Consider the following 20,165-nt stretch of genomic DNA (forward strand, 5'->3'; position numbering starts at 1 on the left):
TTATTTATTCGCATGTCAGGGTTTAACTCAGCATGGCTATACCGAGGTTCAGCCTTTACTGGCGCGTATTTTTAAGGAATACGGCTTACCTTGGGCAATCCGCAGTGATAATGGAGCGCCTTTTGCTTCAGTTGCGTTAGGGGGACTGACCAAATTATCCAAGTGGCTAATTGATTTAGGTATTCGCCCGGAACGTATTGAAGCAGGAAAACCACAGCAAAATGGTCGTTTAGAGCGAATGCACAGGGAGTTGAAGCGCTATATTGCAAAGGTGGATACGCTTAAGGTAGAAATGCATGAATTCCAACAAAAGCTGGATATTTTTAGAGAAGAGTTTAATCAACTGCGTTCACATGAAAGTCTGGAAAGACAAATGCCGGTGAGCTGTTATACACCTTCAATCCGTATTTATCCCACACGGATTGAAGAATATGAATATCACCAAGAGGCTATTTTACGAAGTGTACGGCATAATGGTGAAATCAAATGGCGTGGAAAATTACTCTATATTAGTGAAGTGCTAGCAGGTGAAAAAATCGCCTTTTTACCCAAAGGTGATGGATTATGGGAAATGTTTTATCGGTTTCATTTTCTTGGTGAACGAGATGACATCACCCAAAGAATTATCCGCCCAACATCGTGGCATAAACCCGAAGTGTAAACGATGTCATCGGGTTAATATGTAAAGGATGTTCGGGTTGTACCGATTTGTTCAATATCGTTTGTTTTTTCTCTCTTTTGTGAGAGAAGGAAATAATGTGCAGGTTCACTCATCTCTCAAATCGGCAAATTCACCTTTGGTCGCGCGCGCCAAATCCTGCGGTTTCAAGGAAATATCCAAACCACGCTTGCCGCCGGAAACATACATTAAATCCCACTGCACCGCACTTTGATCGATAAAGGTCGGCAGCGCTTTTTTCTGCCCGATCGGGCTGATACCGCCGACCAAATAACCGGACGATTTTTGCGCCGCATCAATTTGTGCCATTTCCACTTTTTTTACTTTTAACGCTTTGGCGGCTTTTTTCAGGCTCAACAAATGCGACACCGGAAGAATCATCACCGCCAGTTTTTTCTGATCGCCGTTGATGGCGACCAATAAGGTTTTATAAGTCTGCTCCGGATCCAGCCCCAATTTTTCCGCCGCTTCCTGTCCAAAATCGGTGATATTCGGATCGTGCTGATAACTGTGGGCATTGTAGGGAATTTTTGCTTGTTTCAAATAATTAATTGCCGGTGTCATACGCTATTTCTCTGCTTATTTTTGATTTCTACGGTAGAATACCGCTGTTATTTTACCTCGTTTTGTCTTCAAGGAGAAAAAAATGCAGACAGATCTGAATATTGTCATTGCAGCAGAATTTGAATTGGCGGAAAAAATCGCCGAATTATTGGAACAAAGTATATTACCGACGGCAAAATTGAGCGTTGCCGAGATTTATCCGTTCAACGAAGAACAAGGGCTGCGTTTTCATAACCGCAGCGTTGAACAGCAAAATATCGAAGAGGTTGACTGGTCGGACAAACAATACCTGTTTTTTGCCGGCGAAGCCAAACACGCGCCTTATGTGGCGCGAGCCGCCGACAGCGGTTGCGTGGTGATCGATTTGGCGGCGGTATGCGCTACTTTAGCGGACGTACCGCTTATCGTGCCCGGGTTTAATGATTCGCAACTGGCGGAATTGCGTAACCGCAATATCGTTTCCCTTGCCGATCCGCAAATCAGCCAGCTGGTGTTGACCTGCGGCGAAATCTTGGTTGGCGGCGAAATTAACCGTTTGCTGGTGACCTCGATGCTGCCTGCGTCTTATGTCAACGCTGAGCAGGTGAAAAAATTAGCCGGACAGACCGCGCGCCTATTGAACGGCATTTCGTTGGACGACGGCGAGCCGCGTTTGGCGTTTGACGTTGCGCCGTTTAAAGGAAATTCGAGCGAACGCCTGTTACGGCAGTTCCAAAAAATTATCCCGAACAGCGAAATTCAATTACTGATTCATCAAGTGCAAAGTGCGGTTTTCTACGGTTTGGCACAGCAAGTGACCGCACTTTCCGATTATCAGAGCGACAGTGCGCACTGGCAGACGGTTTGGCAACAAAATCCGCTATTGGCGTTGCACCAAGATGAAATCATCACGCCGGTCAGCAACGGCGAAAAATATCAGGAGCAAGACAGTATTCATCTCAGCGATGTGATTGTGTTGGAAAACGGAATCCAATTCTGGTCGGTATGCGACGAACAGCGTTTCAGCTTGGCGTTGTTGGCGATTAAACTGGCTGAAAGCGCTTATCAGCAGGGCTATTAAGCCGTAAACGATTGAAGCGGACCGCACTTTTGAGGGAAAATAAAGTCAAAGTGCGGTCTGTTTTTTATTTGAAATATTTTTGCAAAATCTCCAGCAACATATCAAACACCACCTTAACGCGGGTCGGGGTGACTGTGCGTTGCGGGCGGTACAGGTAAACCGGCCAGCGGATTTTGGGAATCTGCGCCAGCACTTCTTCCAGTTCACCGTTTGCAATATAGGGATCGCATACCCAATCCAACAAATGGGCAAAGGCAATGCCGCAACGGGCGGCTTGCAGATTGTTGTACATATTGCTCCCGATAAAACGCGGTTTGCGCGGCGTGAATTGCAGATCCTGATTGAGATACCATGCCCAAAAGCGGCCACTGTTGGCATCGAGTGCCGCACTTAACGGAAACTGTTTTTGCAGCTGTTCCAGATCGTGCGGCACACCGGTTTGTGCCAACAGGCTCGGCGACGCGACGATTTTTTCGCTGACAGCGCCTACCCGCCGCGCGATTAAACGGCTATCGGCAAGATTGCCGATGCGTATGCCGATGTCGATTTGCGCCTCGACCACATTCAGCCGCACCGTATCCACACGCCAGTCGATAATCAGATTGGGATAAGGTTTTAAGCCGGCGAGCAGTTCGGCTAAAATCGCTTCCTGTTCCGGCAGTTCGGGTACGGTAACACGCACGAGGCCGCCCATTTCGTCTAAATGGCGGTGTTTCGCCGGCGTAAATAAACGCTCGCTTTCTTCCAACAGCTGCTGCGCTTGCGGCAAAAATTGTTCGCCGAAATCGGTCAGGCGGATTTGACGGGTGTTGCGTTGAAATAGTGGCTCTCCCAAATGTTGTTCCAGCTCGGCGATAATCCGAGTGATCACCGGCGGCGAAACTGCCAAACGGTTCGCCGTTTCACGAAACTGCATGGTTTCTGCGGTGGTGCAAAACACTTTCAAGGCTTCGAGTTTGTTTAGCATAATTTCTATTTCCGAAATTGTAAAATTCGAATTCATGAATATACAAGAAATCTTAGCGTAATTACGATAAGAAGGGCAATTATTAAATGCTAACAGAAGGTAATTTATTCATCGGGGGAAAGAAAGATGACAATCAACGTTTACGGCTACGCCGCCCAATCTGCTACCAGCCCGCTTGCGCCATTTACATTCGAACGGCGTGACGTGCGGGCGAACGATGTCGAAATTGACATTCAATACTGTGGCGTGTGCCATTCGGATTTGCACCAAGCCCGCAATGACTGGGGCTGGAGCCACTATCCGATGGTACCGGGGCATGAAATTATTGGTCGGGTGCGGCGTGTCGGGGCAGCGGTGAGCAAATTCAAGGTCGGAGATTTGGTCGGCGTCGGTTGTATGGTCGATTCCTGCCAACACTGTCACCCGTGCGAGCAAGGGCTGGAGCAATATTGTGAGAACGGCAATGTTCAAACTTATAACGATACCGATCGTTTCGGTGATCACATGCCGACCTACGGCGGTTACAGCGATACCATTGTGGTGGCGGAAAAATTTGTACTAAGCGTGCCGGAAAATTTGGATACCCAAGCTGTCGCACCATTGTTGTGTGCCGGAATTACCACCTGGTCGCCATTGCGTCATTGGAATGTCGGCAAAGGCAGCAAAGTGGCGGTGGTCGGTTTAGGTGGTTTGGGGCATATGGCGATTAAACTGGCAAATGCTTTGGGGGCGGAGGTCACGCTGTTCACCCGTTCTGCCGGAAAAGAAGCGGACGCTTATAAATTGGGGGCTGAGCATGTGGTGTTATCAACAGATGAGCAACAAATGCAAGCGGTTGCCAACCATTTTGAGTTGATTATCGATACCGTGCCTTATACGCATGATTTGAAACCGTATGTCGGCACGCTGCAATTAGACGGTACGTTAGTCTTGGTCGGGTTGGTCGGTGAATTGGAATCGACGATTAACACCGTGCCGTTAGTCACCGGACGCCGCACCATTGCCGGTTCGATGATTGGCGGCATTGCCGAAACGCAAGAAATGTTGGATTTCTGCGGGGAACACAATATTGTGCCCGATGTGGAAATGATCACCATGCAAAACATCAATGATGCTTACGAACGCATGCTGAAAAGCGATGTGAAATACCGCTTTGTGATTGATATGCAGAGTTTGAAAAACGGCTAATCTTTGCTGATAAAATAACCAAGCACGGCTTCAACCGCACTTGGTTATTTGTGTTGCTTAGTTAAACCCGGCATCTTTCAGTTGCTGATAACCGCCGAGATTTTGCACGTTGTGATAACCTAATTTTTCCAATTCGGCTTTTGCCAAGTCCGCTCGTCTGCCGCTGCGGCAATAGACATAGATTGGCCGGGTTTTATCCGTTGCCAACTGGCTGATTTGCGCCCCGATTTGTGCAAGCGGAATATGAACCGCACTTTGCAAATGTCCGGCGGCAAACTCATCGGCTTCACGCACGTCAAGCAGCAGCGCCTGTTGGTTTTGCTGCTGCTGTTGTAATTGTTGTGGCGTCATGGAGTTTGCTTGCACAGTAGAGAATAACCCGCTTAACACACAAACGCCTGCCGCTATCCATTTTAATCCTCGCATTTTTTGTCCTCATTGCATTTTTTGGTCATGTTAAATCAGTTCCGCTTGTTGCAGCACCACCGCTTGCAACACCTTGATGCCGGCTTCCACATCTTGCCAGTCGGTGTGTTCCAACGGATTATGGCTGATTCCTCGGCGTGAAGGCACAAAAATCATCGCTGTCGGGCAGAGCGTCGCCATGTGCATTGCGTCGTGTCCGGCACCGCTCGGCATTATTTCATAAGTATAGCTTAAGTTTGCGGTAGCTTGTTCGACGGCACTAACCATGCTTGGATCCAATAAAATAGGTTGATCGCGTGAAATGAGCTGTAATTCAATCTGTAAGCCGCGTTGTCGACTGACTTCATCTATTTTCTGTTGGAGGGCTGAGAATACGCTTTCGCGGGCGGCAAGGTCTGTGCCGCGAATATCGACCAACAATTCGCAATAGCCCGGCACGACGTTCATCACGCCCGGTTTTGCCTGCATTTGTCCGACTGTGGCAACAGTGGCGTGTCCGGCACGAATAGCGGCTTGTTCCAATGCCAACGCTAACTCGGCGCCGCCTAACAATGCGTCGTGGCGATAATTCATTGCAGTCGCGCCGGAATGATCCGCCTGGCCCTCAATTTTTACGATACAGCGGATCGGCGCGGCGATACCGCTGACCACACCAATGGTTTTGTTCTCATTTTCAAGACGCGGCCCTTGCTCGATATGCAACTCAAAAAAGCATTTAAATTCAGCGGCGGAGCGTTTGGCTTGATCGACTCGCTGAAAATCCAAACCGATCTGCTGAAGTGCGGTTGCCAAGCGTATACCGTTTTTATCTTGCAAGCGGGCTAAATCCGCTTGATTGCTGACACCGCACATCACTTTGCTGCCTAAGGTGGCATAGTTAAAGCGGCTGGATTCTTCGCAGGTAAAAATAATCAGTTCCAACGGATAGCGTGTGCTTTGCTGCCGTTCGCACAGCTGCAACAGAATTTCCAGCCCGGCAACGGTGCCGAGCGGTCCGTCAAATTTGCCGGCATTGACTACGGTATCGATATGCGAGCCGAATGCCACGGCAGGCAAGTCATTGTGTAAACCGTCACGGCGAATAATCACATTACCGATTTCGTCGATCCGCACTTTTAAGCGTTGTTGCCGGCAGATTTCAAGCAAATAATCGCGTGCGATCAGGTCTTCGGCGCTGAATGCCAAACGTGTCAATTGATGCGGTTCACTGGAAATGGTCGCCAGATGATTAATCAGCGTTTTGACTCTTTGCATATTAACAGACATAACGATTTCTCCTTACAAACGGTAATAAGACGTAATGTTTACGCATTCTTTGCGAAAAGCATGATCTCGCCCACTATACGCCAAAAGTGATTAGGGTAAAATCAAATAGGTCACAAAGTTTTCAATATCAATATTACTACCAGTAAAAGGAGCGTACCGATGAGTGTTAAGAAAATGCTGTTAATGAGCGGTTCCAAATATCGCAATACAGGCTATCTGGAACACTGCACCCCTTGGATTAGCCGTTTTTTAGCCGATTACCAAGGAAAAACCTTGGCTTTCGTGCCTTATGCCGGTGTCAGCCGCAGTTATGATCAATATGAACAGGCGGTGAAACAAGCCTTTGAATCACTGGAAATGCGGATTATCTCCGTGCACCAATCTCAAGATCCAAGCGAAATTATTGAGCAGGCAGACGCTATCGCCATTGGCGGCGGTAATACCTTTTGTTTGTTAAATCAGCTGTACCAACACAATTTGCTGGAGCCGATTCGGGCTAAAGTGCAGGGCGGCACGCCGTATTTCGGCTGGAGCGCAGGGGCGAATGTGGTCGGGGCATCGATTATGACGACCAATGATATGCCGATTGTTTATCCGCCGTCTTTTGAAGCGCTGAACCTGTTTCCTGCACAAATCAACCCGCACTTTATTTCCGGCAAAATGCAGGGACATAACGGCGAAAGTCGGGAAGAGCGGTTAAATGAATTTTTGTTGGTCAATCCGAAAGCGGTGGTTTATGCTATGCCTGAGGGCACGGCACTGCTGGTTCGGGGCGAGTGTGCCACGGTGATCGGCTATGACTCGATTCTGCGGATTAGCGGACAAATGGATGTGGAAGAGATGGCACTGAATTCTACCTTTAATTATGCATGGGGAGGTTCCAAATGAATGGGTTTAATATAGCAATTGCGCTGATCGGCATTGCCGTGACGGTTTATTTAATGATCAAAAAATATGAAACCCGCACTGTATTATTGGGTGTCGGTTTGGCGATGGCGATTTTGACCTTGAGCCCGATGGAAGCGCTGGCTGCGTTTGCCAAAAGTATGACCAGCGCTGGTTTGATTATGGCGATCTGTTCCAGTATGGGTTTTGCCTATGTGATGAAATACACCGAATGTGATATGCATTTGGTGCATTTGCTGACGAAACCGATGAGCGGTTTGAAATTTTTCCTGATACCGATGGCAACGATTTTAACCTTCTTCATCAATATTGCGATTCCGTCGGCGGCCGGTTGTGCGGCGGCGGTGGGGGCAACCTTGATTCCGGTGTTGAAATCGGCAGGCGTGCGTCCGGCAACGGCAGGGGCGGCGATTCTGGCGGGTACGTTCGGTTCGATGATGAGTCCGGGCTCTTCCCACTCGGCGATGATCAGTGAAATGTCCGGCTTGACCGTTACCCAAGTTAACCTTAGCCATGCGCCTTATACCATTATTGCCGGCGCGATTGGCGCAGTGGTGTTGACGATTTTGGCGGTGGCGCTCGGCGATTATCACAAAAAATTCCGTGATGAATATTTGGCTGAAAACCAAAATGCGGAGCAGCATTTTACTAAGGTGAATTTTTTCTATGCGCTTGCACCGCTGATTCCGGTGGTGTTATTGGTTATCGGCGGTACGGAGTTACAAACCATTTCATGGTTGAGCTGGACCAAAATGACCGTGCCGGAAGCGATGTTGATCGGGGCGCTCTATGCCATTATCGTCACCCGAATTTCTCCGGTGAAAATCACCAACGAATTCTTTAACGGCATGGGCAATTCGTATGCCAATGTGCTGGGGATCATCATCTCCGCCAGCGTATTCGTCGCCGGCTTGAAATCGACCGGTGCGATTGATGCGGCGATTGAATTTTTGAAATCTTCGAATGAATTTGTGCGCTGGGGCGCGACCATCGGCCCGTTCCTGATGGGGGTCATTACCGGTTCCGGCGACGCGGCGGCGATTGCCTTTAATACGGCGGTGACACCGCATGCGGCCGAGTTGGGTTACACCCATGTGAATTTAGGTATGGGCGCGGCGATTGCCGGAGCAATCGGACGTACCGCTTCGCCAATCGCCGGAGTCACTATCGTGTGTGCCGGTTTGGCAATGGTGAATCCGGTTGAAATGATTAAACGTACCGCACCGGGCATGGTGCTGGCGGTCTTGTTCTTGGCTCTCTTTATGTTATAGCAGGAGGATAAAATGACAATTAACCAACAACAATTGATTGATTGGCGTAGGGAATTTCATCAGTTTCCTGAAACAGGCTGGTGTGAATTTTTAACTACGACTAAACTGGCAGCTTACCTGAGCGAGATGGGTTTCGAAGTGCGGTTGGGTAAAGCGATTATCAATGAAGAATTCGTACGCGGGCGGCAGCAGGCGATTGTCGATGCCGGCTTGAAACGGGCAATTGAAAAAGGCGCCGATCAGAACTGGCTGGATAAAATGGACGGTTACACTGGTTTGGTGGCAATTTTTGATTCCGGCAAAGCGGGCAACACGGTAGCGCTGCGTTTTGATATTGATTGCGTGAATGTGCAGGAAACCGCTGCACCTGGCCATATTCCGAACCAACTGGGGTTCCGTTCGCAAAACGACGGCTTTATGCACGCCTGCGGTCACGACGGACACATGGCAATCGGCTTGGGCGTAGCGCAATGGATTGCAGACAATAAAGCGCAATTAAACGGCAAAATTAAATTGGTATTCCAACCGGCGGAAGAGGGCGTGCGCGGTGCAGCGGCGATTGCGGCGAGCGGTATTGTCGATGACGCCGATTATTTTGCTGCGTCGCATCTTAGCTTTTGTGCCGATTCGGGTACGATTATTGCTAATCCGAAAAAATTTCTTTGCACCACCAAAATCGATATCCGCTATCAAGGCAAGCCGGCACACGCCGGTGCCGCACCGCACTTGGGGCGCAATGCCTTGTTGGCGGCGGCACACGCTGTCACGCAACTGCATGGTATTTCCCGTCACGGCGACGGCATGACACGGATTAATGTCGGCGTGCTGAAAGCCGGCGAAGGGCGCAACGTAATCCCGACCACCGCGGAAGTGCAGCTGGAAGTGCGCGGCGAAAATGCGGAAATCAATCAGTATATGGTCGATCAAGTGATGCAAATTGCCAAAGGGATTTCAGTCAGTTTTGATGTGGCTTATGAAACCGAAATTATGGGCGAAGCGGTCGATCTGGATAACGATGCCGAACTGGTTGATCTCATCAGCGAACTGGCGGAAAAAGAGACCGGTGTGACTCAAGTCGCCCCGACTTACAGCTTTAACGGCAGTGAAGACGCGACCATTTTAGGACGGCGGGTGCAGCAGCACGGCGGCAAAGCGATTTACTTTATCGTCGGCGCCGACCGCACCGCCGGACACCATCAAGCCGAATTCGACTTCGATGAAAAACAACTGCTGACCGGTGTGAATCTGTATACCGCACTTTTACAGCGTTTAAACGGCTAGCCACTAAATTAGTGATACCCAGTGCCTTTGTTATGGATAGCAAAGGCACTGTTTTTTTATCCATTTGCCAAATTGTGTTAGACTGGCACGGTTAAACTATGCTCATCAATTTAAAGGAAAATCATGCTAAATCTTGAACCACAACAATTTGCCAGTTGGGCAGAACCGATTGAAATGTTGTACGCCTGTCATAGCAAAGTGAAACGCTTTTGTCGGCAGTTGCAGATGTTGCCGGATTATTTAGTCAAAAACGGCGTCAATCAGGCGGTAAAAAATGATGTGCAACAGATTTTGAATTATTTTGAAATCGCTGCGCCTTTACATCATGATGATGAAGAACAAGATTTTTTTCCGGCATTATTAGCGCATTACCCGCCAGCTAAAACCAATATTGATGAACTGGAACGGCAACATATTGTTCTGCATGAAAATTGGGGAAAATTATCGCAGCAACTGAAAGCGTTGCTCGACAATCAGCGCAATACCATTTCGCCGGAACTGATCCGGCAATTTGTTGCCGGTTATGAGGTGCATATTGCCCTTGAAGAGCCGTTATTTGAACTCGGCAAACAGTATTTATCTGATAGCGAACTGAACCAATTGGGTAAAGTTATGTCAAATCGTCGGCAGCCTTGATTTAGTTTACGAAAGTTTAGTTACGAAAGTTTAGTTGCGAGAGTCCATCTAATGCAATATCAATTAGATACCACAGCCTATCGCTGTCCGTTACCACTATTAATGGTAAAAAAAGTATTGCCCGACTTGCAGTCAGGTGATGAACTGAGAGTGTTACTTAATACGGACAGCACGATAGAGGATTTCAAGCCGTTATGTGAAACTGCACATTGCGACTTGGCTATTGCAGAAGATGCGCCTGTTCAGCCGGTGTTGATTATTCGGAAATTAGGTTAAAAGTGCGGTCAAATTTTGATATTTTTAAAGGATCTTTAAATGAAAAATGTAGTAAAAACCACGGTATTGGCTGCGATTATCGGTTTAACCTCAGTAGCCGCATTGGCGAAATCCAGTCCCAGTGAAATTTACCAACCGCGTAACGGCGAATTGATCAAATCTGACCGTCAAGGCAACGGAGAATGGGAAGTGGAATACCGCTTGAAAGGCAGCGACGTGCGCCCATTGGCAAAACAAGTTATGCAACACGCAAAAAATAAGGGATTTCGCTTAGTTGAATCGGAGATCGAGCGTGATGATGCCGATTTAAAATTTGAGCGTGGCGATCAAGAATTAGATGTGTCGATTGAAGCCAAAGGCAAAGATCGAATTGAGTATAAAGCGGATTTGGATTTAGAGAAAAATTAATTTTATGTTGCGATAAATGGCAGCAAGTGCGGTTCGATGGACTGTACTGCTGCCATTTTTTATGGGAGTTATCCGCGGGTTAACGGCGCCAACACATTTTTTGCTAAATAGCCGGCAGATTCTACGGATTGAAGTGTTTGTTGCGTTTTTAATCGAACGGTTGGGGGAAAGACAAAAAAATACCGCACTTTATCCATTCAAAGTGCGGTATTCATCAGATCAAAAATAACTTATTTCTTTTCACCAATCGGTAGTACTGTTCTACCGTAAGATTCGTTAATCACTTCTGCCGCGGCTAAATAGAAAGCGCAAAGTGCGGTGATCAAACCTAAGTAACCGCCGATATTGACGATAGCGTGGCTGCCGCTGGCGTCGCCGATGGCTAAGGCGTAGAAGGTTAAGGTCAAAAAGAAGAAAATCGCTTGCAACGCGCGTGGTTTCGGTAGAGTGGCGATGAACATCATCAGGGTGAAAGTTCCCCAAGCGGCGAGATACCATGCAATGAAAGTGGCCGGCACGTCAGCTTTGAAGAAAGTGACGAATAAGCCCCAAGACCACCAGAACGCGCCGTAGCTAATGAACGCGGTGAAACCGAAAGTGTTGCCTTTTTTGAATTCCATAATGCCGGCGATTGCTTGCGCGGTACCGCCGAAAGCAAATGCCATTGCGATCACCAAACCGAGGGATTGGGTATCAAAAAATCCGCCGTTGATTAAGCATAGCAACCAAGTGGTGAGGGCAAAGCCGCACAAACCTAACGGACCCGGATTGGCATAATTTGTTGTGTTGTTAGACATGAAAGTTCCTTAAATTAAATAAAATGTGTTAACAAAAATCGGGCGCTAGTATGAATGATTTTACGCCTAAAATAAATACTCAGCAGGCAGAGAAACTGACAATTTTTAACCTTTTGTTGAAAAGCCGTTGATAAAAATGCCGATAATGACGATAAGTAGCCCAAAGAACGCTAAGCCGCTCGGCATCGGATCGCTTAACAACAGAATGCCGCCCAGCAAGGTGAACAGAATTTCCCCGGCTTGGGTGGCTTCGATCACCGCCAGTTGTTTCATATTGTGTTTGACCAGTTCGGTAGCTTTGAAAAACAGCAGGGTGGCGATCACCCCGGAAAACAGCGCAACCATAAATGATTGGCTTAATTGGGAGACGGACGGTAGTCCGCTGTTGAGTGTTGCGATTAACATGGTGAGCAACCAAAACGGCATGGAACACAGCAGCATACCGTAAACCCGTTGTTGGGTGGACAGCTTGCCGCCGACTAAAACCATCATTTTACGATTGCCGAGCGGATAGGCAAAGGCGGCGATCAGGATTAGCAGCAGCGGATACAGGCTGGCATAAAGCGACAGATTACGCAGGTTGTCGATTTGTAATAGCGCAATGCCGAGCACAATCACACAAGAAAAAAACAGGTTTTTTAGCGGAATTTTCTGCCCGAAGAGCGGGGTCAGTAAAATGCCGGCAATAATCGTGATCTGCCACGAACTGGCGACCAGCCACGAGGAGGCGTAATCTGCCGAGATTGTCAGCGGCAGGTAAAACAGCCCGAAGCCGACGGTTGACCATAATAACCATTGTCTTGGGGCACGTTGGATTTCACGGTAAACCGCACTTTTGTTTTTTTGCGCGCCTAATAACAGATACAGCAGCGGTAGCATAAATACAAAACGCAGTGCCGCCGACCACCACGCATCGTCGCCCGACAGCGACATGCTGCGGTTTAAGACAAAAGTGGCGGCAAAAAACAGTGAGGACAGTAAGCCCAGTAAAATAGCCTTGTTCATATTGTGCTAAAAATTTTATTTGTTAATCCGATTTATGGGTGCGCTAGTGTAGCGCAGAATTCGAAAGAAATCGTTATATAAAAAATAATATTGCGATAACTCAATATGTTAGGAGGAAAAATCTCAACTTCTGGTGATTTAGTTGCGTGACTATTCTCATTTGATATTAATCAATATTAGGTAGGCAAATTTCGTTATTATCCCCTCGACTTATTTCTTTTTTGAATTTTATTTTTACTTTTATTGTAGTGGGGAGGGGTTTTATGGAGAAGTTTTCCAAAAATGATCCGGATTTTTCAACCAGCCGCCGTGATTTATTGAAAGGCAGCGCGGCGTTAGGTGGGGTTGCCTTGGCAGCAAGTGCGGTGCAATTGCCTGTCGCCGCCAGCGGTAAAACGGCGCCGAGCGGCACAAATGCGGAAGAGAAGCTGGTGTGGAACGCGTGTACGGTCAACTGCCACAGCCGTTGTCCGTTGCGCATGCATGTGCAGGACGGCGTGATCAAATATGTGGAAACCGATAATCTGGGCGATGACGTTTACGGCGATTTTCATCAAGTGCGCGCCTGTGCACGCGGGCGCTCGATGCGCCGTCGGGTGTATAATCCCGATCGTTTGAAATATCCGATGAAACGGGTCGGCAAACGGGGCGAAGGCAAGTTTAAACGCATTTCATGGGACGAAGCTTTTACTGAAATCGCCGACAATTTGCAACGGATTATCGCCGAACACGGTAATGAAAGCCTGTATCTGCCATTTGCCACCGGTACATTGGGGGCAACGGTCGCCGCGTCGTATCCGCCGCCGAGAAGTATTTCCAGCCGTTTTATGAACAGTATCGGCGGTTGCTTGGGACATCACGGCACTTACAGCTATTCGCAAATCTTTGAATCCATTCCGTTTATGTACGGCAGCAACGCCGGCAACAGCCCGACCGATATTGAAAACTCCAAGCTGGTGGTCTATTTCGGCAATAATCCGGCGGAGACCCGTATGAGCGGCGGCGGTGTCACCTATTTAATGCAACAAGCGATGGAGCGCTCTAATGCACGCATGATTATGGTCGATCCGCGCTATAACGACACTGCCTCAGGACGGGAGGGCGAGTGGGTGCCGATTCGTCCCGGCACGGATGCGGCGTTTGTCGAGGGTATGGCGTATGTGATGATCAGCGAAAATTTAGTTGATCAGGAATTTTTGGATACCTACTGCGTCGGTTACGATGAAAAAACCTTACCGGCTTCGGCGAAACCAAACGCACACTACAAAGCCTATATTCTGGGCGAGGGCGATGATCAGACCGCCAAAACGCCGGCATGGGCGTCAAAAATCACCGCTATTCCGGAAGCGACTATTGTGCGCTTGGCGCGTGAAATCGCCACCACCAAACCGGCGTATATCTGCCAAGGTTGGGGGCCGCAGCGCCATGCCAACGGCGAACAAGCGGCGCGCGCGATTGCAATGTTGGCGTGTTTGACCGGTAATGTCGGGGTCAACGGCGGCAACAGCGGATCGCGTGAGGGTTTTTATACCATTCCGTTCGTGCGTTTGCCGGTTGGCGAAAATCCGATTAAAGCCAAAATTCCTATCTTTATGTGGACCGATGCGGTGGTGCGCGGCGCAGAAATGACCGCCTTGAAAGACGGGTTGAAAGGTGCGGAAAAACTGGAAAAACCGATCAAATTTATTTTGAACTATGCCGGTAACTGCATTATCAACCAACACTCCGACATCAACCGCACTTTAGATATTTTGAGCGACGAAAGCAAATGCGAAATGCTGGTGGTGATCGATAATCACATGACCTCGACCGCCAAATGCGCCGATATTTTGCTGCCGGACTGCACTACGTCCGAGCAGGCGGATTTCTGCATGGACGGCTCGGCAGGCAATATGGGCTATGTGATTTTTGCCGATCAAGCGATTGAACCGCAGTTCGAATGCAAGCCGGTGTATGACATTCTGGCGGGCATTGCGGAAAAAATGGGTAAAAAAGAGGTGTTTACCGAAGGGCGCACGCAAGAAGCGTGGTTGCGCCATCTGTATAAACTGACCCAAGAGAAAAATCCGTTCTTCCAAGACATCAGCTTCGAAGAGTTCAGACAGCGCGGCATTATCAAACAGAAAGATCCGTCCGGACATATGGTGGCGTTCAAAAAATTCCGTCAAGATCCGGTCGCCAATCCGCTGACCACGCCGTCAGGCAAAATCGAGGTTTACTCCGAACGCTTGGCGAAAATTGCCGACACTTGGGAGCTGCCGGAGGGCGACATCATCAGTCCGTTGCCGATTTATGCGCGTGCGGTGGAAGGTTTCGATGATCCGCTGGCAGAAAAATATCCGTTGCAACTGGTCGGTTTCCACTTCAAATCACGGGTGCACTCCACCTATGCCAACGTAGATGTGCTGGAGCAAGCCTCGTTGCAATTACTGTGGATCAATCCGCTTGATGCGGAAAAACGCGGTATCAAACATAACGATATGGTGCGGATTTTCAATGATCGCGGTGAAACACGGATTATGGCAAATGTCACGCCGCGGATTTTACCGGGGGTGATTGCGATGGGCGAAGGGGCGTGGTACATGCCGGACGGACAACGGGTCGATCAAAACGGCAGTTTTAACGTGCTGACCACCCAACGTCCGTCACCGCTATCGAAAGGCAATCCGCAACATACCAATTTAGTTGAAGTCGCGCGTGTGGGAGGTGAATGATGACGGCAAAACAATATGGATTTTATATCGACTCGCAGCGTTGCACTGGCTGTAAAACCTGTGAACTGGCGTGTAAAGACTACAAAGATTTGACGCCGGACGTGAGCTTCCGCCGTATTTATGAATATTGCGGCGGCGGCTGGAAGCAAGAGGGTGAGGCGTGGACGCAAGACGTGTTCTCCTACTATCTCTCGATTTCTTGTAACCATTGTACCGATCCGGCGTGCGCCAAAGTGTGTCCGAGCGGTGCAATGCACAAACGCGAAGACGGCTTTGTGGTGGTCGATCAAGAGGTGTGTATCGGCTGTAAATATTGCAGCATGGCGTGTCCGTACGGCGCGCCGCAATATAACGAAGAAAAAGGGCGTATGACCAAATGCGACGGCTGTTTTGAACGGGTCGAAGTGGGCAAAAAACCGATGTGCGTCGAGTCCTGTCCGTTGCGTGCTTTGGATCTGTTGTCGATGGACGAACTGAAAGCCAAGTACGGCGATCTGAAAGATGTCGCGCCGTTGCCACCGTCGCACTACACGCAACCGAATATCGCACTGCGTTTGAATCACAATGCGAAACCGGCTGATGATCGCAGCGGTTTCTTAGCCAATCCGAAGGAGGTGTAAAATGGGAATGGGATTACACGAATGGCCTTTGGTGTTTTTCACCGTGTTGGCGCAAAGTGCGGTCGGTGCATTTTGGGCGTTCAGCCTGTTGTTGCTGACCGACAAAAGCAAGCCGGTTGAAAGCCGCACTCATTATGTGATGACGGTGTTGTGGGGCTTGATGGCAATTGGTTTTATCTTTTCGACCTTGCATTTAGGCTCACCGCAGCGCGCATTCAATGCCTTAAACCGCATTGGCGCATCGGGCTTGAGTAACGAAATCGCCGCCGATTCAGCGTTCTTCGCCCTTGGCGCAGGTTACTGGGCGTTGGCGACCGCACGCTTATTACCGGAATCATGGCAAAAACTGCCGGTAATCGGTTTCGTGGTGCGTTTGTTGGCGACTATTTCCGCCAAGTTGCCGTCGATTTGGAAAACCATAGCGGTGATTGTGGTTAGTCTCGTCGGTGCAGGTTTTATCTATGCGATGTCCAAATTGTACATGATTGATACCGTGCCGACTTGGAACTCGGTTTATACGCCGGCTTCTTTTGTCCTGACCGCACTTTTGGGCGGCTCGGCGCTGGCACTCGCCTTGTTGAGCAGCGTCAAAATCGGTAAACAGCTGAACGGCTTGTTGCTCGGCGTGGCGTGGTTGGCGTTTATCGTTGCTTTAGTGATGACTTACCAACAACACGGCTACCTCAGCGGTGTCAGCAGTGCCATTCACCAAGCGTTAGACCTCGTGCCGTCTTTCGTACCGGTGATGATCGCACGCTTCATATTAATCGCAATCGGCTTGTTGTTACTGACTATCGGTGTGAAAAAAGCCAATACCGCACTTCTGTTTATCGGCTTGCTGCTGATTATCGGCGGGGAACTGTTAGCACGCGTGATTTTCTACGGCTTGCATATGACTGTCGGCATGGCAGCACTGGGTTATTGATTTAATCTTTACTCAACAACAGACCGCACTTTGCGTTGAAAAATCAAAGTGCGGTTTTTTTGAGCGGTGAGATATTCTGATACTGCCAGTCGAAAAATATGTCCTAAATTACCTTGCCCACACTCCGAACAGATCGAAAACAAACACGATTGCGAAGCCGATTAAATACAATAAGCCGATCACGGCAAGGGCATTTAGCCGTGGCGAGATGGCGGTGCGGTGGGTGCTGCGTACCAGTGAGTAGTTGAGCCATGCGAAGACCGGTGCGGTGAGGAAGGCGGAAATCATGGCGAAGCGCAGCATTTCGCTGAGTGCGCTGTTGAACCATAAAATCACCGCCAAGCCGGATAAGGCAGACCAGCAAGTCCATAGGCTGACGGCGCCTTTGCTGGAACCGGATTTACGCGCGAGCAGGCGAATGGCTTCGGCGTTGATTCGTCCGTAACCGTCGGCGACGGTGATGGTGCTGCCGAACATACAGGCAAAAGCGATAAAGGCGACCAGCAGTTTTGACCAATCGCCGATGGTGGCGGCGTACATGCCGATCAGTTGTCCGATATATTGTCCGCCCGCCATTTTGACCTCTTCGCCGTTACCGTATTGCACCAGCGCACCTAGCGCCAAGAAGACAATGGCTAGTCCGGCGGAAACGGTGTAGCCGACGTTAAAATCAAACATTGCATCACGATAATTGCTCGGTTTCAATTTCTGTTTCACGGACACCCACATCGAGTTAATCGCCGTGATTTCCATTGGTGCCGGCATCCAGCCCATCAAGGCAATGATAAACCCGAGCGAGGCCATATTCCACGGTGACGGTTCGATAAAATCGGGCAGCATTTGATGTCCACGGCTGGCAGCGATGAAAGTGGCGCCGATGGTGGCAATGGTGAGGCTGACCATAATCAGTTTAGTGACCCGATCCAATGCGCGGTAGTGCCCGAACAACAAAATGGCTAATGAAGCTGCCATCACGCAAATTGACAGGGCATGCACCGACAACGGCAAGGCGGGAAGTGCGGTTTTGATGATAGAAGCGCTGATCAACGCCAATGCGCCGGTGCTGATCGTGGCGGACGGAATGGTAAGCAGTAAAAAGACCCAAACATAGGCACGGCTTTTTCCGGCATAGCCCTCGATCAGGCTTTTGCCGGTGTCGAGGGTGTAGTGTGCGCTGAAGCGGAAAAACGGGTATTTCAGCAGGTTGGCAAGCACGATGATAACCGCTAATTGCCAGCCGTATAATGCTCCGGCTTGGGTTGACGAAATTAAGTGAGAACCGCCGATAGCTGCAGAAGCCATCATTAAGCCCGGTCCGAATGCGTGCAAGCGGCTGCGCCATGTGGAAATGTCATCAGAAGAAACGAGAGTAGTCATTATTATCCTTATTATTGTTGCGGCAATTATGCTAATGGTTAAGTTGGTTATTTTGTACCTATTTTTATACAAGCGTGTATTGAAATAAATACAGCAAAAAGAGAATGTCATATTAGCTTAAATTTTGCGGTTCATCTAGGGTTTCTTGACAATCCCCTTATAAACGAATGATCAGGCAGTCCTATTCAGGCAAGCAAATGTTGGGCAGGCAAATAAACGTGATTTAGTCGTGATAAGCAAACTACATGATGAACATGGCTCGCCTTTCGTTTTCGCTGTGGGTTGAAGCCGTTTTATTGAGCGAATAAAACGGCTAGTTTTGTGGCAGATGCAAAGTGCGGTTGGGCATTATTCTTCGGTTTTGTATACGCGATATTTGCTCGGCGAAGTGCCGTATTTCAGCTTGAAGGCTTTGCTGAAATGCGCTTCGGACTGGTAGCCGACTTCGAGTGAGATTGCCAAAATGGATTTGTTGGTGTTGCGCAGCAGTAATTCCGCTTTTTGCATGCGCAGACTGGTGAGGAATTTGCCGGGCAGCGTGCCGGTTTTGTTTTTGAACAAACGGATAAAGTTGGCGCGAGACATGGCGCTCAGCTCCGCCAAGCTCTCCATATTCCAATTGTGTTCCGGCTGTTGCAACATGGAGTTGACCGCATGGTAGAGGCGTTTGTCTTGTAAGGCGCCGAGTACACCGTTGCTGACGTCGCTGTTCTGTTGGATATAATCCCGCGCCAAATAGGTAAACAGTACGTTACACAGCGCATTGATGACCGAGGTGGTACCGATTTCCAATAGCGCTTCGCGCTGCAACAGCGAAAGTAATGACGTTACCGAGCTGTTGTTGCCGGAAAGATACCAGTATTCCGGCAGAATCGCCGGTAAGGTGGAATGTCCGGAATAGCGGAAATAGCCGCAGAACATTTCAAAATCGTGCGAAGCCTGATTGTTGGTGCGCAGGGTGAAAGGCCCGTGTTGCAGCTGTTTGAGCGCGGTTAACGAAGTGTCGTCATGAACCGCACTTTTATGGCTTTGGATTTTGTGTTCCAACCCATGCGGCAAGAAGAAAACATCGCCGGGTTTCAGGTGATAGCTGCGCTGATTGTCCAAAATCAGGCGGCATTCGCCTTTGGAGATAATATGGAAAATGCCCAAAGTGCTTGGCTCTTGTTTGTGCTTAATCTGCCAATCGCCTTGGAAACGGCAGAGAACGTTGATTTCGCCTTCGACTTGGGCGAGTTGTATCAGTCGATCTAAATAGTCCATAAAGCCTGTCCTTAACAGAAAATTATCGTTGAGATAAAAGGAATAAAAAATGATACTATAAAATAATTAAACTTGTTAAATAATATCAATAATAATGGCCGTCAACCAGCCTATTTACCTACTTTTAAACAAGGAGAAATATTTATGTTTGCAGATTGGAAAAACGATGTCAGCCATGTAAAAAAATCATTTGGCGAACTGGGAAAAAAATATCCGAAAATGCTTCAAGCCTACGGTGCATTGAATGCCGCGGCGGCGGAAGGCAATGTGTTGGACGCGAAAACGCGTGAATTGATCGCGTTAGCCGTTGCGGTGACCACCCGTTGCGAAAGTTGTATCGGTGTGCATGCGGCAGATGCAATTAAAGCCGGAGCAACCGAAGAAGAAGTGGCGGCGGCATTGGCGACCGCCATTGCATTAAATGCCGGTGCGGCATATACCTATTCTTTGCGTGCGTTGGAAGCCTATAACGAACAAAAATAATAATTAGGTTGAAAGCCTCTGACTTTTCCCTGTATTACTACCCCAATACAGGG

At 48.8% G+C, this 20,165-nt stretch carries 21 protein-coding genes; 13 read left to right on the forward strand and 8 right to left on the reverse strand.

Annotation, left to right across the window (positions count from 1 at the left end; all coding sequences use genetic code 11):
- Nucleotides 1–661 (forward strand): integrase core domain-containing protein (locus B8880_RS04620; protein ID WP_084256393.1); only part of this gene is annotated, 661 nt, incomplete at its 5' end.
- A 105-nt stretch (nt 662–766) separates the two neighbouring features.
- Here the strand turns inward: B8880_RS04620 and ybaK are convergent.
- Nucleotides 767–1,243 carry a Cys-tRNA(Pro) deacylase gene (gene ybaK / locus B8880_RS04625; RefSeq protein ID WP_084256395.1) on the reverse strand — a complete coding sequence of 159 codons (477 nt, stop codon included), beginning with the start codon at nt 1,241–1,243 and terminating at the stop codon, nt 767–769.
- A gap of 82 nt (nt 1,244–1,325) precedes the next feature.
- Here ybaK and B8880_RS04630 point away from each other — a divergent pair, with 82 nt between their 5' ends.
- Nucleotides 1,326–2,303, forward strand: coding sequence for an aspartate-semialdehyde dehydrogenase (locus B8880_RS04630; RefSeq protein ID WP_084256397.1), 978 nt, complete (start codon nt 1,326–1,328; stop codon nt 2,301–2,303).
- A 64-nt stretch (nt 2,304–2,367) separates the two neighbouring features.
- Here B8880_RS04630 and B8880_RS04635 read toward each other — a convergent pair whose 3' ends face one another.
- Entirely contained in the window at nt 2,368–3,270 is a 903-nt protein-coding gene (locus B8880_RS04635) for a LysR family transcriptional regulator (RefSeq protein ID WP_084256399.1), read from the reverse strand.
- A 126-nt stretch (nt 3,271–3,396) separates the two neighbouring features.
- On the opposite strand from B8880_RS04635, the gene B8880_RS04640 reads away from it, so the two are divergent.
- A complete protein-coding gene (locus B8880_RS04640) occupies nt 3,397–4,458 on the forward strand; it encodes an NAD(P)-dependent alcohol dehydrogenase (protein WP_084256401.1) in 1,062 nt (353 codons plus the stop codon).
- 57 nt (nt 4,459–4,515) lie between these two features.
- Here B8880_RS04640 and B8880_RS04645 read toward each other — a convergent pair whose 3' ends face one another.
- Together B8880_RS04645 and B8880_RS04650 are read right to left on the reverse strand one after the other, a co-directional pair.
- Nucleotides 4,516–4,884, reverse strand: a complete 369-nt coding sequence (locus tag B8880_RS04645; RefSeq protein ID WP_084256403.1) for a rhodanese-like domain-containing protein — start codon at nt 4,882–4,884, stop codon at nt 4,516–4,518.
- Between the two features lie 30 nt (nt 4,885–4,914).
- A complete protein-coding gene (locus B8880_RS04650; RefSeq protein ID WP_084256405.1) occupies nt 4,915–6,150 on the reverse strand; it encodes a Zn-dependent hydrolase in 1,236 nt (411 codons plus the stop codon).
- Nucleotides 6,151–6,309: 159 nt separating this feature from the next.
- Between B8880_RS04650 and pepE the strand changes: the two genes are divergently transcribed.
- The 6 genes from pepE (at nt 6,310) to B8880_RS04680 (ending at nt 10,928) form a co-directional block, all read left to right on the forward strand.
- Nucleotides 6,310–7,038 (forward strand): dipeptidase PepE, encoded by a 729-nt coding sequence (gene pepE, locus B8880_RS04655; RefSeq protein WP_244165606.1) that lies wholly within the window; start codon nt 6,310–6,312, stop codon nt 7,036–7,038.
- Nucleotides 7,035–8,327 carry a C4-dicarboxylate transporter DcuC gene (gene dcuC, locus B8880_RS04660; protein ID WP_084256407.1) on the forward strand — a complete coding sequence of 431 codons (1,293 nt, stop codon included), beginning with the start codon at nt 7,035–7,037 and terminating at the stop codon, nt 8,325–8,327. Before pepE ends, dcuC begins: the two co-directional genes overlap by 4 nt.
- A 12-nt stretch (nt 8,328–8,339) precedes the next feature.
- A complete protein-coding gene (locus B8880_RS04665; protein WP_084256409.1) occupies nt 8,340–9,608 on the forward strand; it encodes a M20 family metallo-hydrolase in 1,269 nt (422 codons plus the stop codon).
- Nucleotides 9,609–9,731: 123 nt separating this feature from the next.
- Complete coding sequence (locus B8880_RS04670) at nt 9,732–10,244, forward strand: hemerythrin domain-containing protein (protein ID WP_084256411.1); 513 nt, start codon at nt 9,732–9,734, stop codon at nt 10,242–10,244.
- 51 nt (nt 10,245–10,295) lie between these two features.
- Nucleotides 10,296–10,520, forward strand: coding sequence for a sulfurtransferase TusA family protein (locus B8880_RS04675; protein WP_084256413.1), 225 nt, complete (start codon nt 10,296–10,298; stop codon nt 10,518–10,520).
- Nucleotides 10,521–10,559: 39 nt separating this feature from the next.
- On the forward strand, nt 10,560–10,928 hold the full coding sequence (locus B8880_RS04680) for a hypothetical protein (protein ID WP_084256415.1): 369 nt from the start codon (nt 10,560–10,562) through the stop codon (nt 10,926–10,928).
- A 230-nt stretch (nt 10,929–11,158) separates the two neighbouring features.
- Here B8880_RS04680 and B8880_RS04685 read toward each other — a convergent pair whose 3' ends face one another.
- Both B8880_RS04685 and B8880_RS04690 read right to left on the reverse strand, forming a co-directional pair.
- On the reverse strand, nt 11,159–11,725 hold the full coding sequence (locus tag B8880_RS04685) for an acetate uptake transporter (RefSeq protein ID WP_084256416.1): 567 nt from the start codon (nt 11,723–11,725) through the stop codon (nt 11,159–11,161).
- A 105-nt stretch (nt 11,726–11,830) separates the two neighbouring features.
- Complete coding sequence (locus tag B8880_RS04690; RefSeq protein ID WP_084256418.1) at nt 11,831–12,730, reverse strand: DMT family transporter; 900 nt, start codon at nt 12,728–12,730, stop codon at nt 11,831–11,833.
- Between the two features lie 263 nt (nt 12,731–12,993).
- On the opposite strand from B8880_RS04690, the gene B8880_RS04695 reads away from it, so the two are divergent.
- Genes B8880_RS04695 through B8880_RS04705 form a run of 3 tightly spaced genes read left to right on the forward strand, consistent with a single transcriptional unit; the run spans nt 12,994 to nt 16,989 of the window.
- Complete coding sequence (locus B8880_RS04695) at nt 12,994–15,444, forward strand: DMSO/selenate family reductase complex A subunit (protein WP_084256420.1); 2,451 nt, start codon at nt 12,994–12,996, stop codon at nt 15,442–15,444.
- On the forward strand, nt 15,444–16,064 hold the full coding sequence (locus B8880_RS04700; protein ID WP_084256422.1) for a DMSO/selenate family reductase complex B subunit: 621 nt from the start codon (nt 15,444–15,446) through the stop codon (nt 16,062–16,064). The genes B8880_RS04695 and B8880_RS04700 overlap by 1 nt, the downstream gene beginning before the upstream one ends.
- Nucleotide 16,065: 1 nt before the next feature.
- Complete coding sequence (locus tag B8880_RS04705) at nt 16,066–16,989, forward strand: DmsC/YnfH family molybdoenzyme membrane anchor subunit (RefSeq protein ID WP_084256424.1); 924 nt, start codon at nt 16,066–16,068, stop codon at nt 16,987–16,989.
- A gap of 108 nt (nt 16,990–17,097) precedes the next feature.
- Here the strand turns inward: B8880_RS04705 and B8880_RS04710 are convergent, their stop codons facing one another.
- A complete protein-coding gene (locus tag B8880_RS04710) occupies nt 17,098–18,366 on the reverse strand; it encodes an NRAMP family divalent metal transporter (RefSeq protein ID WP_084256426.1) in 1,269 nt (422 codons plus the stop codon).
- A gap of 348 nt (nt 18,367–18,714) precedes the next feature.
- Nucleotides 18,715–19,629 carry a helix-turn-helix domain-containing protein gene (locus B8880_RS04715; RefSeq protein WP_084256428.1) on the reverse strand — a complete coding sequence of 305 codons (915 nt, stop codon included), beginning with the start codon at nt 19,627–19,629 and terminating at the stop codon, nt 18,715–18,717.
- A gap of 144 nt (nt 19,630–19,773) precedes the next feature.
- On the opposite strand from B8880_RS04715, the gene B8880_RS04720 reads away from it, so the two are divergent.
- The gene (locus B8880_RS04720) at nt 19,774–20,112 is read left to right on the forward strand and encodes a carboxymuconolactone decarboxylase family protein (RefSeq protein WP_084256430.1); all 339 of its coding nucleotides are present in this window, start codon (nt 19,774–19,776) and stop codon (nt 20,110–20,112) included.
- Nucleotides 20,113–20,165 lie beyond the last annotated feature (53 nt).

The organism is Pasteurella testudinis DSM 23072 (assembly GCF_900176075.1).
Classification (GTDB): domain Bacteria; phylum Pseudomonadota; class Gammaproteobacteria; order Enterobacterales; family Pasteurellaceae; genus Chelonobacter; species Chelonobacter testudinis.

Excerpts from the sequence above, each read along its gene's own strand:
- ybaK (WP_084256395.1), bottom strand. The coding sequence starts at position 1,243 with ATGACACCGGCAATTAATTATTTGAAACAAGCAAAAATTCCCTACAAT.
- B8880_RS04630 (WP_084256397.1), top strand. The coding sequence starts at position 1,326 with ATGCAGACAGATCTGAATATTGTCATTGCAGCAGAATTTGAATTGGCG.
- B8880_RS04635 (WP_084256399.1), bottom strand. The coding sequence starts at position 3,270 with ATGCTAAACAAACTCGAAGCCTTGAAAGTGTTTTGCACCACCGCAGAA.
- B8880_RS04640 (WP_084256401.1), top strand. The coding sequence starts at position 3,397 with ATGACAATCAACGTTTACGGCTACGCCGCCCAATCTGCTACCAGCCCG.
- B8880_RS04645 (WP_084256403.1), bottom strand. The coding sequence starts at position 4,884 with ATGCGAGGATTAAAATGGATAGCGGCAGGCGTTTGTGTGTTAAGCGGG.
- B8880_RS04650 (WP_084256405.1), bottom strand. The coding sequence starts at position 6,150 with ATGTCTGTTAATATGCAAAGAGTCAAAACGCTGATTAATCATCTGGCG.
- pepE (WP_244165606.1), top strand. The coding sequence starts at position 6,310 with ATGAGTGTTAAGAAAATGCTGTTAATGAGCGGTTCCAAATATCGCAAT.
- dcuC (WP_084256407.1), top strand. The coding sequence starts at position 7,035 with ATGAATGGGTTTAATATAGCAATTGCGCTGATCGGCATTGCCGTGACG.
- B8880_RS04665 (WP_084256409.1), top strand. The coding sequence starts at position 8,340 with ATGACAATTAACCAACAACAATTGATTGATTGGCGTAGGGAATTTCAT.
- B8880_RS04670 (WP_084256411.1), top strand. The coding sequence starts at position 9,732 with ATGCTAAATCTTGAACCACAACAATTTGCCAGTTGGGCAGAACCGATT.
- B8880_RS04675 (WP_084256413.1), top strand. The coding sequence starts at position 10,296 with ATGCAATATCAATTAGATACCACAGCCTATCGCTGTCCGTTACCACTA.
- B8880_RS04680 (WP_084256415.1), top strand. The coding sequence starts at position 10,560 with ATGAAAAATGTAGTAAAAACCACGGTATTGGCTGCGATTATCGGTTTA.
- B8880_RS04685 (WP_084256416.1), bottom strand. The coding sequence starts at position 11,725 with ATGTCTAACAACACAACAAATTATGCCAATCCGGGTCCGTTAGGTTTG.
- B8880_RS04690 (WP_084256418.1), bottom strand. The coding sequence starts at position 12,730 with ATGAACAAGGCTATTTTACTGGGCTTACTGTCCTCACTGTTTTTTGCC.
- B8880_RS04695 (WP_084256420.1), top strand. The coding sequence starts at position 12,994 with ATGGAGAAGTTTTCCAAAAATGATCCGGATTTTTCAACCAGCCGCCGT.
- B8880_RS04700 (WP_084256422.1), top strand. The coding sequence starts at position 15,444 with ATGACGGCAAAACAATATGGATTTTATATCGACTCGCAGCGTTGCACT.
- B8880_RS04705 (WP_084256424.1), top strand. The coding sequence starts at position 16,066 with ATGGGAATGGGATTACACGAATGGCCTTTGGTGTTTTTCACCGTGTTG.
- B8880_RS04710 (WP_084256426.1), bottom strand. The coding sequence starts at position 18,366 with ATGACTACTCTCGTTTCTTCTGATGACATTTCCACATGGCGCAGCCGC.
- B8880_RS04715 (WP_084256428.1), bottom strand. The coding sequence starts at position 19,629 with ATGGACTATTTAGATCGACTGATACAACTCGCCCAAGTCGAAGGCGAA.
- B8880_RS04720 (WP_084256430.1), top strand. The coding sequence starts at position 19,774 with ATGTTTGCAGATTGGAAAAACGATGTCAGCCATGTAAAAAAATCATTT.